Below are 13,178 nucleotides of genomic sequence, written 5' to 3' on the forward strand. Positions count from 1 at the left end.
CGGCGCGGTTCCCGCGGCCTTCCCGTGCGCCTCACGCCGGCCGTCTGAACATCCGGGTGGCCGTGATCTCGCTGCGCACGGCCTCCCCATCCGCGGCCTGCTGGGGCAGACCCGGCCTGAGGTGCTCCTCCACGCTGATGTACTTCAGTCCCGCCCTGAGGTCGGCGTCGTTGCGCAGGCGGATGACCAGGGGGAACTCCGCGAGCGCGGTGGTGTCGAACAGGCCGGTGGTGTAGAGGAGCTGGACGCCGAGCGCGTCGGACACGGCCCGCTGGAGCTCCAGCAGATACGTGGCGTTGGCGCGGCCGATGGGGTTGTCCAGGAAGAGCGTGCCGGCGTGACGGTGCCGGTCGCGGCCGCGGTCGTTCGACCGGAGGGCCGCCATCGTGCAGTACAGGGCGATGGCCGCGGTGAGCAGCTGGCCGCCGGAGAACACGTCGCCCATCTGCCCCACGGGGACGCGTTCGGCGCGCAGCACGGCGTCGGGCTTGAGGATCTCCACGGCGACGCCCTTGGGCTGGAGGGCGGCGGCCACTCCGCGCAGCAGCAGGGACATGCCGTCGCGGCGCAGGTCGGAGTTCTTCCGCACGGCGGCCCGGGTCGCCTCGTCGATGACCTCTCCCAGCCGCTCGGTGAGCGTGGCCTGGTCGGGCTCCTCGAAGCGGATGCGCAGGAACTCCTGCCCCGACCACTCCCCGAGGCCCTCCGGCAGCCGGGACAGGCGCTGCGCGGACCTGAGCGTGGCGAGCGCCGACTCGACCAGGCCGCGCAGCCGGTCCACGATCGAGTCGCGGTTGCGCTCCAGCTGCTCCAGCTCGTCGGTGAGGACCCGCAGCCGGGGCGCGAAGGCGTCGGCCCACTTCTGGGCGTGCTCGGGCAGGGCGGCGGCGGGCAGTTCGCGGATCTGCTGCCGTGCGGGGGTGCGGACCTGCTCGTAGCGGGTGGAGTTGGCGTGCCGTACGAGGACGTCGCTCGCCTCGCGCACGGCGGCCTCGGCCGCGGACAGGTCGGCGGCGCAGCCGCGCAGCGAGCGGCGGGACTCGGCGGCCGACTGCCGGGCCTCCTCGGGGCTGCCCGGGTAGGGCTCCGGCTCGTCCTGTTCCTCCTCGCTCGTGTGCTCGCGCAGCAGGTCGCGGAGCATGGCCGCGATCTCCTCGAAGCCGCCTGCGGCGTCCTCGGCGGCGCGGTGGGACTCCAGCAGGTTCGCGTGCGCCTCGCGGGCCTGGGCGAGCGCCTCGGTGCGGGAGGCGAGTTCGGCGGTGGCGGTGCGCAGCAGGGCCTGGGCGTGCTCTGCGTCGCGCGGGACCAGTTCCCCGGGGAGCTCGGTGTGCGCCTCGCCGTCCTGCGGCGCGTGGCGTTCGGCCTCGCCGCGCAGCCGCCCGAGTTGCTCGCTGGCGGACGACATACGGGTCTCCAGGAGCTGCACCAGCTCCTCCGCTCGGGCGGCGGCGGCCTGCCGGGAGGGGCCGTCGGAGCCGTCCGGGGACTGCAGGAGCTGCTCGGCGCGGGTGCGGACCTTGTTGCTGAGCCGGTCGAGTTCGGCGCGGGCCGCGCTTTCGTCGCTCTCGGCGCGGGCCTGTTCGGCGCGCAGGTCGGCGCCGACGCCGACCTTCTCGTAGAGCTGGGAGGCCGCCCGGTAGGCCTCGCGGAGGGCGGGCAGGGACGTCTTGGGGGCGTCCTCGCCGGCCTCCGGCATGTCGTCGGGCGCGCCGGCGATCTCGGAGCGCTCGGCGCGCAGGGCGCGGGCGGTGCGGCGGGCGTCGTCGGCGGCGCGCTGGGCTGCGCGCCGGTCCTCGTCGGCGGCGCGTGCGCGGTCGAGGCAGGCCTGGGCGCGGGCCTCCGACTCGGCGGCCTCGTCGGCGAGTTCGCGCAGTCTGGCCTGCCAGCCGGCGCGCTCGCGCAGCCGGAAGGCGAGCCCGGCGAGGGCGTCCGCGGCGCGGCGGGCGCGCTGTGCGGCCTCCTGGCGCTCGTCGCGCACCCGGGCGGCCTCCGCGGCGGCCTCGTCGGCCTCCGCCCGCACGGTGCGGGCCTCGGCCAGCTCGGCCTCGCACTCCTCGGCGAAGGCGCGGGCGTCCCGGGCGGCCCCGGCCAGTTCGGTCAGGCGTCCGGCGGGACAGCCGGTGCGCCACGAGGCGAGGCGGGCCGCCAGCTCCCGGTCCTTGCCGAGCCGGGCGGCGAGCCGCCGGATCTCCTCGTCCCGCTCGGTGGCCCGCGCGCGCAGCGCCTGCCGCTCCTCGTCGGCGGCGTGCTCGTCGTGCATGGCGGGGTTCGGCGGTACGAGGAAGACGGCGCCGTCGGCGGTGCCGGCGGCCGGGGTGGGTGCGAGCAGCGCGGCGGCGGTGCCGACGGCGACCGCGGAGCGGGGCAGCAGGGCCGCGTCGGCGAGGGCCTCGCGCGCGCGGGCGTGGGTGTCCGGGTCAGTGATGATCACGCCGTCGACCAGTTCGGGCCGGGCGGCCAGCACGCGCGCGTGGTCGGCGGGGTCGACGGCCTGGGCGAGGTAGCGCCAGCCGGGCAGCGCGGGGATGCCGTGCTCGCCGAGGAACTCCACGGTGGCCAGCACATCGGGACCGGGCGGAAGCAACCCGCCGTCGCCGAGCGCGCCGAGGATCCGGGCGTCGTCGGCGGCGGCCGTGCGCAGCTCGAACAGGTGGCGCTCGGCGCCGGAGACGGCCTCGTCGAGGAGCTCGCGCAGCTCGTCGGCGAACCGGTCCAGGTCCTCGGGGCCGAAGGCTCCCTGCGCGGGCGCGCGCGAGCCGTCCGCCGGAGTGCCGTCCGGGCCGCCCTCGCTCGCCTCGCCGTGCCGCGCGGGGCCGGACACGGAGTCGGCCCCGGGCCCGCCTTCCGCGCGGCCGCGCGACGCGGGGCTCCCGTCGTCGGTGTGGCCGTCCCCGTGGGCCTCGACGGACGTCCTGCCGCTGTCAGGGGTGCCGGGCGTGCCCGCCGCTGGGGCGGATTCGGTCCGCGGGCCCGGGACTCCGGGTCGCCCGGGCAGGGCGCGGCCCGGCAGGCCGAGCAGTTCCGCGAGCCGGTCCTCGGCCGCCAGGGACTCGGCGAGGCGCCGCTCGGCCTCCACGGCGCGCTCGGCCGCGTTCGCGGCGTCGGCGGCGCGGGCGGCCGTCAGTTCCGCGCGGGACTCGGCCGAAGCGGCCTCGCGCGCGTGCTCGGTGGCCCGGCGGGACGCCTCGCGGGCCTGGTCCCAGGCGGCGACGGCCGTCTTCTCGGCGTCGCTCGCGGCCAGGGCCGCGCGTGCGGGGTCGGCGTCGGGGGCGCTGTCGTCCAGCCAGCCCGCGCGCACCGCCTCGGCGGTCTCCTGCTCGACCTCGGTGAGGCGCTGGCGCAGGTGCCCCGCCTCGCTGCGGGCGCGCTGCGCCTCGGTGGCGGCGGCGGTCTGGTCCCGGTAGGCGGCCTCGCCGGCCTCCTGGAGCCGCGCGGACCGCTCCTCCTCCTGGTTGGCGAGGGCCTCGGCGCCGTCCGCGGCGGCGTGCAGGGCCCGTACGAGGTCCAGGGCGGCCTTGGCGCGGGCGGCGAGCGCCGGGGCCGCGTCGCGCTCGGCCTCCTGGATGGCGGCGGAGACGCGGGCCGCGCGGTCGGCGGCGGCGCGGTGGCGCAGTACGGCCTCGGCGGCCTGCCACGCGGAGTGCAGGGTGCGCGCGTCGGCGAGTTCGCGCTTCTGCGCGGCGGCGGACTTCTCGGCGGCGGCCAGTGCCAGGGAGGCGTGCCGGTAGGCGAGTTCGGCGGCGATCAGGGCGCTGCGCTCGCGGGCGCCCTCTGAGTGGGTGACGGCGTGGGCGGCGGCCGTGACGCGCTGGGCGAGTTCGGCCGCGCGCCCGCGCTCCTGGACGGAGCGCGCCGACAGCCTGCGGGCCAGGGTGCGGGTGCGGCGCTCTGCGCCGGCGTGGATGTCACGCGCGCGCGTGCGGGTGGCCGCGGCCTCGACGATGCGGCCGAGCAGGTCGACGGAGCCCGCGGTGAAGTCGCGTTCGGCGATGAGCTCGGCGCGCCGGCCGAGCTTGTTGCCGAAGCCGCTGACCAGGTCGGCGAGGCCGTCGGTGTCGCGGGTGTCGGTGACGGCGCGCAGCAGCAGGTCGGTGAAGTCGGAGTCCTTCTTCACCGCGAACAGTCCGGCCGCCTCGCCCTCGTCGGCGTTCATCTCCCGCTGGTAGCGGAAGAGTTCGGGGTCGAGACCGAGGTCGCCCAGGTGCTCGATCCAGCGGTCGTGGATCTCCTCCCAGTGCACTTCCAGGTGCGGGTAGGCCCTGCCCGCCTCGGTGAGCGCGTCCCGGAAGCCCTTCATGGTGCGGCGGCGTCCCTGCGCGCCCGACTGGCCCTCTGCGGGCGGTCGTACGGAGGTGGCCTCGGCGACGGGCAGGTTGTCGAGGGTGAGTCCGGGGCCGGGCCGGAAGGAGTACCAGGCCTCGGCGAACTTGCGCGGGTCGCTGGAGACCTGGCGGCCGCGCCACTCGCTGACCTTGCCGACGACCACGCACTCGCCGGTCTGCACGTGCTGCCACTCCAGGGCCACATGGCCGCAGTCGTCGGCGAGCAGGAACTTGCGCAGCACGCCGGAGCTGGCGCCGCCGAGGGTGTTGCGGTGGCCGGGCAGCATCACCGAGAAGATCAGCTTGAGCAGGACCGACTTGCCGCCGCCGTTCTCCAGGAAGAGCACGCCCGCGGGTGCGGGCCGGCGCGGCGGGCCGACCGGCTCCTCCTCGAAGAACTCCGCCTGGGTGGGCGCGGGGTCGGGCACCGGCTCGCCCACGCCCCGCAGGTCCAGCACGGTGTCGGCGTAGCGCGCACCGGCCGGACCGATGGAGTAGAGGCGGACCCGGGACAGCTCGTACATGGCGGACTCTCGTCAGTCTTCTTGGTGCTTCTTGGTGCTGCTTCGTGCGGTTCAGGGGGCTCAGGACGGGGAGGGCGGGTGGAAGGGCAGGCCGGCGTCGGCCACCAGTTCCAGGTCCTCGGTGTCCTCGGCGGGAAGCAGGCTCGCGGTGCCGTCGGTCACGGGGACGACGCCCAGTTCGAGGAGTTCGGTCATGGCCGCGCCGGCCGCCATGTCGCGCACCTGGAGCTGGTAGCGGGCCGTGGTGCGGTAGGTGCCCCCGCTCTCGTCGCCGGTGCGCTGGAGGAACCCCGAGTCGGTGAGGAACGCCAGGGCCTTGGCCACGATGCCCGTCGTGGAGGCGGCGGGCCGGCGGGCGTCCTTGGTGGCGCCGGTGGCGCTGCGCCGGGCCCAGACGCGCCAGGCAGCTTCCAGTCCGGGTGCGTCGGTGGCCGGGTCGGTGTTCTCGCCGGCCTCCTCGGCCCGCTCCTCCAGGCGGCGGCAGGCCTGGCGGACGAAGGCGTCGACGCCGTTGACCGTGACGCGCCCGATGTAGCCGTCGTCGGCGAGGTCCTCGGGCCGCGGGAAGGCCAGCGCGGCGACGGCGAGGTGGGCCAGTCCGTGCAGGAAACGGTCGCCGGAGTCGGCGGCCGTACGGCGTGCGTAGTCGCCCATGCGGACGGCGAACACCGAGTCCTCGGCGGCGGTCACCGCCATCCCCGCGCGGGGTGACACCTCCAGTACGACCAGGCCGAGCCCGGCGGCCACCGCGTCCGCGAGCCGCGCGAACGCGGGGTCCTCGCGGTGGCGGCGAAGCAGTTCGGCGTACTCCTGGTCCCGCGCGGGCTGGAGCTTGGGCTGAAGGCCGAAGGCGACGAGGCGCGCAGCGTCGGCGGCGTCGGCGGGGGTGAGGGCGGCCGTCGCGGGCGCGCCGCCGGCTTCCGGCTCGCTCCGGTCGACGTGCTCGGTCACGGTCGGTGCTCCTTGGTGCGGTGGTGCTCGCTTGCCTGATGCCGCTCGCTGGTGCGGTCGTGCGGGTTCACGCCGCCTCCGTCCGGTCGGCGGCCATTCCGGCCGCGTCCAGCAGCGCGGTGCCGACGATGAGGTCGGCCCCGCCGAACTCGGGGTCGTCCAGCTCGGTCCCGTCGTCCACGGCGAACAGCAGCTTCTGCTCGCCCTGCCGGTAGGCGGTGCCGACCGGCGGGCTGGCCGCGTGGACGGCCAGCAGCGCGACCAGGTAGGGCAGGTCGGCGTCCTTGCGGCGGGCCTCGGCGAGGAGCCCGGACAGCCGCCGGGGCGCGTCGGACGGCAGGTCCAGCAGCTCGGTCGCGGCGGCCAGTTGCTCCTCGCTGAACCTGCTGTCGTCGGGTGTGGCGATCAGGTCGGGCTCGGGCATCTCCGCGCCCAGGTGCTCCCGCTCCACGGGCGGCGTCAGCAGTATGTCGACGAGATCGCCGACCCGGACGGAGACCGGGGTGCGCAGGCCCGTGCCCCGCGCGAAGAACGCGTCGGTGACCTTGAGGGCCTGCTCCAGCGGCAGCGGGAGCGCGGGCGCGAGCAGGTGGCCGTACAGGTCCGTGCCCGAGGTGGTGCGGGGCGTGGCGAAGGCCTGGCGGTCCTGCTCGGCGCGGAAGAGCGGGCCGGCCTCCAGCAGCCGGGACTGGAGCTGGGTATGTCTGCGGATGCAGTCCTTGACGATGTCGACGAGCTCGGCGGCGCGCCGCTTGTGCTCGGGCTCCTCGGTCTCGTCGCGGGCCTTGCGGATGTTGGTCAGGATGGCGTTCTCGTGGCGGTAGCGGTCGGCTACGTGGTCGAGGGCCTCCGCGATCATGTCCGGCACGGTGTTGAGCCAGTCGACCGCGCGGACGTTGCGCCGGGTCGCCTCCAGGGCCCTGCGCAGGGTCTCGGAGTACTGCACGGTGCGGTAGCGGGCCTGCTCGGCGGCGAGCTGGGCGTCGGCGAGGCGCCCGCGGCTGATGAGGACCTCGAGCTTGACCTCGGCGGCGATCTGGGCGCTGGTGACGTCGGTGTCGAGGGCGCCCACCAGGACGTTGACGGCTTCGTCCGTGGTCCTCAGGTAGACGCTGCCGCCGGGTCCGGGGACCTCCTCGATCAGCTTGAAGTCGTAGTCCCGGCGGACGTAGGTGCCGTCGGGCGCGAACGTGCCGTACACCGCGCGGAAGCCGCGGTCGACGCTGCCCACGTTGATCAGGTTCTCCAGGACCCAGCGGGCCACCCGCTCGTGCTCGGCGACCGGGCGCGCCGGGGCCTGCGCGGCCACGCGCGGGATGAGCCGGGCGACGATCTGGTCGTGGTCGGCGCCGGTGTCGAAGTCCATGTTGAGGGTGACGAGGTCGATGGCGGCCAGGGCGACCTCCGCCATGCCGTACACCGAGTACTCGCCCGCCAGGTTCGCCTTGCGCGTGTCCAGGTCGTGCAGCGGCGCGGTGCAGGCGAGCGCGCGCAGCCGGCGCGCCAGCCCCTCGTCGGCGGCCGGGCCCGGTGCGGGGCGCGGCCCCGCGCTGAGCTGGGCCGGAACGCTGTCCGTCGATGCAGGCGAAGTCACGGTGCACAGACTAGGTCCTCGGTCTGACAACGGCCCAAACGGCGCAGACGCCCCGGCGCCGCGCGCGGTCACCGGCCCGCGGTCCTGCCCGCACCGCGTGCCACCGCATCGCCCGCCCCCGGCGGCAGGCGGGTCAGCCGTCCTGGCCCACCCTGCGCCGGTACACGTCCACGATCCGCTCCAGCGAGTCGTCGAGGTAGACCGCGAGGAGCTTCTCCGCGCCGTCGCGGTCGCCGGACTGGAGGGCCTGGAGGATCTGCTGGTTGCGGGCGAGGTAGGGCTCGTGCAGGCGCCGGGGGTCGTCCACGACGTGGAAGGCGAGGCGCAGTTCGGCGAAGACGCTGCGCATCAGTTCGTCGGTGCGTTCGCTGCCGGCGAGCGCGACCAGCTCCCGGTGGAAGTGGATGTTGGCGGTGCCCAGCCCTTTCCAGTCGGTCTCGCGGGCCGCACGCCGGCCCTCGGAGACGGCCTCGGCGAGTCCGTCGAGCGCGTACGGCGGCTCGCCGAGGCCGCGCACGACGGCGCACTCGACGAGGCGGCGGGTGCGGTAGATGTCCTCGACGTCCTCGACGGCGAGCACGCGCACGAAGACGCCCCGGTTCAACTCGTGGACGAGCAGCCGCTCGTGCGTGAGCAGCCGGAACGCCTCGCGCAGGGTGTTGCGGGACACGCCGAGCGCCCCGCCGATGCCGTCCTCCGACAGCCGGGTGCCGGGCGGGAAGTAGCCCTCGGCGATACGGCTTCTGAGGATGTCCGAGACGCGCTCGGCGGTGCTGGTGCGGCCCAGCAGGGCGCGGTCGTCGGCCAGTGGCGTCAGTTGCTCTGCCATGCCCGGAATTCAACCGCAGACACGGGAACGAGACAACAGAGGTATTGAAGGATCGTTCAACGATCCTCTACCTTGTTGGACACCGCACGGCTCTGTTCCAGCACTCTCCACCCCTCAACTGCGAGGTGCCCATGAGCACGACCCCTCCACCTCAGGCCCTGAACCCCAAGACCGGGCGAACCGGCGGCGACGGCGAACGCACCGCCGGGGACGGCGCGTTCGGCTGGCTGCGGGCCCTGGACCCGCGCGGCCGCCGGGCCTTCGCGGGCGCGTTCGGCGGCTATGCCCTGGACTCGTACGACTACTTCACGCTCCCGCTGAGCATGGTCGCGCTCGCGGCGTACTTCGGCCTGGACAGCGGTCAGACGGGCCTGCTCACCACCGTCACGCTGGTCGTCTCCGCCGTGGGCGGCGCCGTCGCCGGCGTGGTGGCGGACCGGGTCGGCCGGGTCAGGGCACTGATCATCACGGTGACGACGTACGCGGTGTTCACGGTGGCCTGCGGCTTCGCGCCCACCTACGAGACGCTGCTGGTGTTCCGCGCCCTCCAGGGCCTCGGGTTCGGCGGCGAGTGGGCGGTCGGCGCGATCCTGGTCGCCGAGTACGCGAGCGCCCGGCACCGGGGGCGTACGCTCGGCGCGGTCCAGAGCTCCTGGGCGGTCGGCTGGGCGCTGGCCGCGGTCGTCTACACGGTGGTGTTCTCCGTGGCCGGCGACGACCTGGCCTGGCGCGTGATGTTCTGGACCGGCGCCCTGCCCGCGCTGCTGGTGCTGTGGCTGCGGCGCCGCGTGCACGACGCGCCCGAGGCCACGGCGGCCAGGGAGCGCAGCACCGAGCGCGGCTCCTTCGCGGCCATCTTCAAGCCGGGCACGGCCACTTCGCCGGGCCTGCTGCGCACCACCGTGTTCGCGGGACTGCTCTCCACCGGTGTCCAGGGCGGCTACTACACGCTGGCGACCTGGGTGCCGACGTACCTGAAGTCGGAGCGGGGCCTGTCGGTGGTCGGTACGGGCTCCTACCTGACGTTCCTCATCTCGGGCGCCTTCGCCGGCTACCTGACCGGCGGCTACCTCACCGACCGGCTCGGCCGGCGCCGCAACATCTGGCTGTTCGCGCTGCTGTCGGCGGTGTGCGTCGTGGCCTACGCGAACATCCCGAGCGGCGCCAACACCCTGCTGCTGGTGCTGGGTTTCCCGCTCGGGTTCTGCATGTCGGCCATCTTCAGCGGCTTCGGCTCCTACCTGAGCGAGCTCTACCCGACGGCGGTGCGCGGCACCGGCCAGGGCTTCACGTACAACACCGGGCGCGCCGTGGGCGCCGTCTTCCCCACCCTGGTGGGCTTCCTGGCGGACAGCTGGGGAGTGGGCGGCGCGCTCCCTGGCGCTGCTGGGGCTGCCGGAGACGCGCGGGAAGGAACTCGCATGAGCGGCAGGGACATCACGGCCACGCCTCCGGGCGCCACGGCCGTCACCGGCACCACCATCGACGTCACCGGCACCACCCCCGTCATCGGCACCGGCACTACCGTCACCGGTTCCGCCGCCCGGCTGCCGGACGTGGCCCAGGACCGTCCCGTCGCCCTCGTCGACGAGCACGCGCGCGCGTGGACCCCGCGTGCGGCCCGGCGGCGCTTCAGGGAGGGGCTCACGGGCCCCACGGCCGGTGTGGCGGCGGGCCACACCCAGGTCAACATGATCTCGGTCCCTGCCGACTGGGCGTACGACATGCTGCTGTTCTGCCAGCGCAACCCCAAGCCCTGTCCGGTGCTGGACGTCACCGACGCCGGTTCCTTCACTACTCCCCTGGCCGCCGGCGCCGACCTGCGCACGGACCTGCCGCGCTACCGGGTGTGGCGCGACGGCGAGTTGGTCGAGGAGCCCACCGACGTGCGCGGTCACTGGCGCGCGGACCTGGTGACGTTCCTGATCGGCTGCAGCTTCACCTTCGAGTGGGCGCTGGCCTCGGCGGGGGTGCCGATCCGCCACGTCGAGCAGGGCCGCAACGTGCCGATGTACGTGACGAGCCGTCAGTGCCGGCCCGCGGGACGGCTGCGGGGCCCCATGGTGGTGTCGATGCGGCCGGTGCCGCCCGAGCACCTCTCGGCGGCCATCCGGGAGAGCAGCCTGCTCCCGGCGGTGCACGGCGCCCCCGTGCACTGCGGCGACCCGGCGGGGCTGGGGATCGCCGACCTCGCACGGCCCGACTTCGGCGACCCGGTGACGGCCGAACCGGACGACATCCCGGTGTTCTGGGCGTGCGGGGTGACCCCGCAGGCGGCGGTGATGGCCTCCCGGCCGCCGTTCGCGCTCACGCACGCACCGGGGCAGATGTTCCTGACCGACGCCCGCGACGAGCAGTACCGCGTGGCCTGAGGAGAAACGCGAAGCGATCCATGACCTCGATCGACCTGAACGCCGACCTCGGCGAGGGCTTCGGCCGCTGGCGGCTGACCGACGACGAACGGCTGCTGTCGGTCGTCACCAGCGCCAACGTGGCCTGCGGCTTCCACGCGGGGGACGCGGTCACCATGCGGCAGGTGTGCGAGCTGGCGGCCGAGCGCGGGGTGCGGATCGGCGCCCAGGTCTCCTACCGGGACCTGGCCGGGTTCGGGCGGCGCTCGATGGAGGTGCCGCCCGCCGAACTGGCGGCCGAAGTGGCCTACCAGATCGGTGCCTTGGAGGTGTTCGCCCGGGCGGCCGGCGCGCGCGTGTCCTACGTCAAGCCGCACGGCGCGCTCTACAACCGGGTGGTGCGCGACGAGGAGCAGGCGGCGGCCGTGGTCGAGGGTGTGCTGCTCGTGGACGCCTCGCTGCCGGTGCTGGGGCTGCCCGGCTCCCGGCTGCTGGAGCTGGCCGGGAAGGCCGGACTGCCCACGGTCACCGAGGCGTTCGCGGACCGCGCCTACACCGACGAGGGCACCCTGGTGCCGCGCGGCGTGGACGGCGCGGTGGTCACCGACCCCGATGCGGTCGTGGAGCGCTCGGTGGGCCTCGCCCGCTCCCGGGCGGTCGTCTCCCACTCGGGGGCGGTCGTCGGCGTGGAGGCCCGCTCCCTGTGCCTGCACGGGGACACCCCGGGCGCTGTCGAGCTGGCCCGGCGGGTGCGTGAGGAGCTGGTGGCGGCGGGCGTGCGGGTGGAGGCCTTCGCATGAGGATCCTGCCGGTGGGCGAGTCGGCGCTGCTCGTGGAGGTGTCCGGCGGGCAGGAGGCCGAGGCCCTGCACGCGGAGCTGGTGCGCCGCCGCGCGGAGGGCCTGCTCGCCGTCCGCGAGATCGTGCCGGCCGCCCGTACGGTCCTGCTGGACGGCCTGGCCGAACCGGACCGGGTGGCCGCCGAACTGGCCGCCGCACAGGTGCCTCCCGTCCTCCCGCGCGGGGAGCGGATCGTGGAGCTGCCCGTGCGTTACGACGGCCCGGACCTCGGCACCGTGGCGGCCCACTGGGGCGTTCCCGCGCGGGAGGTGGCCCGCGTGCACGCGGCGACCGAGTTCCGCGTCGCCTTCTGCGGGTTCGCCCCGGGCTTCGGCTACCTCACGGGGCTGCCCGAGCGCTGTCACGTGCCGCGCCGGTCCAGCCCGCGTACGGCGGTGCCGGCCGGGGCGGTCGCGCTGGCCGGCGCGTACACGGGTGTGTACCCGCGTTCGTCGCCGGGCGGCTGGCAGCTGATCGGCACCACGGACGCGGTGCTGTGGGACCACACGCGCGTGCCGGCCGCGCTGCTCACGCCGGGCACGCGCGTGCGGTTCGTCCCGGTGGGGCGGGTGGGGGGCTCATGACGGACCGCGCGCTCGCCGTCGTACGCGCCGGTGCGCTGACCACCGTGCAGGACCTGGGGCGTCCCGGTCACGCGCATCTCGGGGTGCCCCGCTCGGGGGCGCTGGACGCGCCTGCGGCCGCGCTCGTCAACCGGCTGGTGGGCAACCCGGTGACGGCGGCCGTCCTGGAGACCACGCTCAACGGCTGCGCGCTGCGGCCGCGTTCGGCGGTGACCGTCGCGGTCGGGGGCGCGCCCTGCGCGGTGTCCGTGGACGGGCGGCCGGCCGCCTGGGGAGCCGCGGTGCGGGTGCCCGCCGGGGCTCTGCTGGAGGTGGGGGCCGCCGTCGCCGGGGTGCGCAGCTACGTCGCCGTCGCCGGCGGGATCACCGTCGAGCCGGTCCTCGGCAGCCGCTCCACCGACCTGCTGTCCGGTCTGGGTCCCGCGCCTCTCGCGGGCGGTACGGTCCTCCCCCTGGGGCGGCCGTACGGCCCGCACGCGCGCGTGGACGTCGCCCCGCAGCCGCGTCCCCCGGCCGAACTGGTCCTGCGGGTGACGCCCGGGCCGCGCGCGGACTGGTTCACACCGCGGGCGCTGACGGTGTTCACCTCCCGTCCGTACCGGGTGTCGCCGGCCGGCAACCGTATCGGCCTGCGCACCGAGGGCCCCGCCCTCGAACGTGCCCGAACCGGTGAACTGCCCAGCGAGGGCATGGTGCTGGGCGCGGTCCAGGTGCCGCCGGACGGCCGCCCGGTGGTCTTCCTGGCCGACCACCCGACCACCGGCGGCTATCCGGTGATCGCGGTGGTACGGCACCGCGACCTCCCCGCCGCCGCGCAGGCGGCCCCGGGAACCCCGGTCCGCTTCCTCGCCGTGGGCCGCCGCTGAGGCACGGGGCGGCCGCACCCGCGCGGGACGCCGCCGAGGACGTACGACGGCGCTACGCGCCCACGGCCGTCGTGCACGGCAGTCATACGCGGGCGTCTCGCGCCACGGGGACGGCCGTATCCGGGATGGCCCGTCCTGGGACGGCCGGGTCTCGGACGGGCGGTCCCGAGACAGCCGGTGCTGGGACGACCGGTCCCGAGACGGCCGGGTCCGGGACGACCGGTCCCGAGACGGCCGGGTCCGGGACGACCGGTCCCGAGACGGCCGGGTCCGGCACAGCCGGTCCCAAGACGGCCGGGTCCGGCACAGCCGGTCCCA

8 protein-coding genes and 1 pseudogene are annotated in these 13,178 nt (G+C 75.5%); 5 read left to right on the top strand and 4 right to left on the bottom strand.

Going from position 1 to position 13,178, the window contains the following annotated elements:
• Positions 1–31: 31 nt before the first annotated feature.
• The 4 genes from IE217_RS33695 to IE217_RS33710 all read right to left on the bottom strand — a co-directional run bounded on the left by IE217_RS33695 (position 32) and on the right by IE217_RS33710 (position 8,220).
• On the bottom strand, positions 32–4,846 hold the full coding sequence (locus IE217_RS33695; RefSeq protein WP_190181760.1) for a hypothetical protein: 4,815 nt from the start codon (positions 4,844–4,846) through the stop codon (positions 32–34).
• Between the two features lie 60 nt (positions 4,847–4,906).
• A complete protein-coding gene (locus tag IE217_RS33700) occupies positions 4,907–5,797 on the bottom strand; it encodes a hypothetical protein (RefSeq protein ID WP_190181761.1) in 891 nt (296 codons plus the stop codon).
• Between the two features lie 67 nt (positions 5,798–5,864).
• Positions 5,865–7,391, bottom strand: coding sequence for a hypothetical protein (locus tag IE217_RS33705; protein ID WP_190181762.1), 1,527 nt, complete (start codon positions 7,389–7,391; stop codon positions 5,865–5,867).
• Between the two features lie 133 nt (positions 7,392–7,524).
• Positions 7,525–8,220, bottom strand: coding sequence for a GntR family transcriptional regulator (locus IE217_RS33710; RefSeq protein ID WP_190181763.1), 696 nt, complete (start codon positions 8,218–8,220; stop codon positions 7,525–7,527).
• A 131-nt stretch (positions 8,221–8,351) separates the two neighbouring features.
• Between IE217_RS33710 and IE217_RS33715 the strand changes: the two are divergent.
• The 5 genes and pseudogenes from IE217_RS33715 to IE217_RS33735 all read left to right on the top strand — a co-directional run bounded on the left by IE217_RS33715 (position 8,352) and on the right by IE217_RS33735 (position 12,860).
• Positions 8,352–9,645, top strand: a pseudogene (locus IE217_RS33715) (MFS transporter).
• 122 nt (positions 9,646–9,767) lie between these two features.
• The gene (locus IE217_RS33720) at positions 9,768–10,592 is read left to right on the top strand and encodes a putative hydro-lyase (RefSeq protein ID WP_190181770.1); all 825 of its coding nucleotides are present in this window, start codon (positions 9,768–9,770) and stop codon (positions 10,590–10,592) included.
• 20 nt (positions 10,593–10,612) lie between these two features.
• Positions 10,613–11,371, top strand: coding sequence for a LamB/YcsF family protein (locus tag IE217_RS33725; protein WP_190181764.1), 759 nt, complete (start codon positions 10,613–10,615; stop codon positions 11,369–11,371).
• A complete protein-coding gene (locus IE217_RS33730) occupies positions 11,368–11,994 on the top strand; it encodes a 5-oxoprolinase subunit B family protein (protein WP_190181765.1) in 627 nt (208 codons plus the stop codon). The genes IE217_RS33725 and IE217_RS33730 overlap by 4 nt, the downstream gene beginning before the upstream one ends.
• Positions 11,991–12,860, top strand: a complete 870-nt coding sequence (locus tag IE217_RS33735) for a 5-oxoprolinase subunit C family protein (RefSeq protein WP_190181766.1) — start codon at positions 11,991–11,993, stop codon at positions 12,858–12,860. Before IE217_RS33730 ends, IE217_RS33735 begins: the two co-directional genes overlap by 4 nt.
• Positions 12,861–13,178 lie beyond the last annotated feature (318 nt).

The organism is Streptomyces naganishii JCM 4654 (genome assembly GCF_014650575.1).
Classification (GTDB): Bacteria; Actinomycetota; Actinomycetes; order Streptomycetales; family Streptomycetaceae; genus Streptomyces; species Streptomyces naganishii.

Excerpts from the sequence above, each read along its gene's own strand:
- IE217_RS33735 (WP_190181766.1), top strand. The coding sequence starts at position 11,991 with ATGACGGACCGCGCGCTCGCCGTCGTACGCGCCGGTGCGCTGACCACC.
- IE217_RS33730 (WP_190181765.1), top strand. The coding sequence starts at position 11,368 with ATGAGGATCCTGCCGGTGGGCGAGTCGGCGCTGCTCGTGGAGGTGTCC.
- IE217_RS33710 (WP_190181763.1), bottom strand. The coding sequence starts at position 8,220 with ATGGCAGAGCAACTGACGCCACTGGCCGACGACCGCGCCCTGCTGGGC.
- IE217_RS33725 (WP_190181764.1), top strand. The coding sequence starts at position 10,613 with ATGACCTCGATCGACCTGAACGCCGACCTCGGCGAGGGCTTCGGCCGC.
- IE217_RS33695 (WP_190181760.1), bottom strand. The coding sequence starts at position 4,846 with ATGTACGAGCTGTCCCGGGTCCGCCTCTACTCCATCGGTCCGGCCGGT.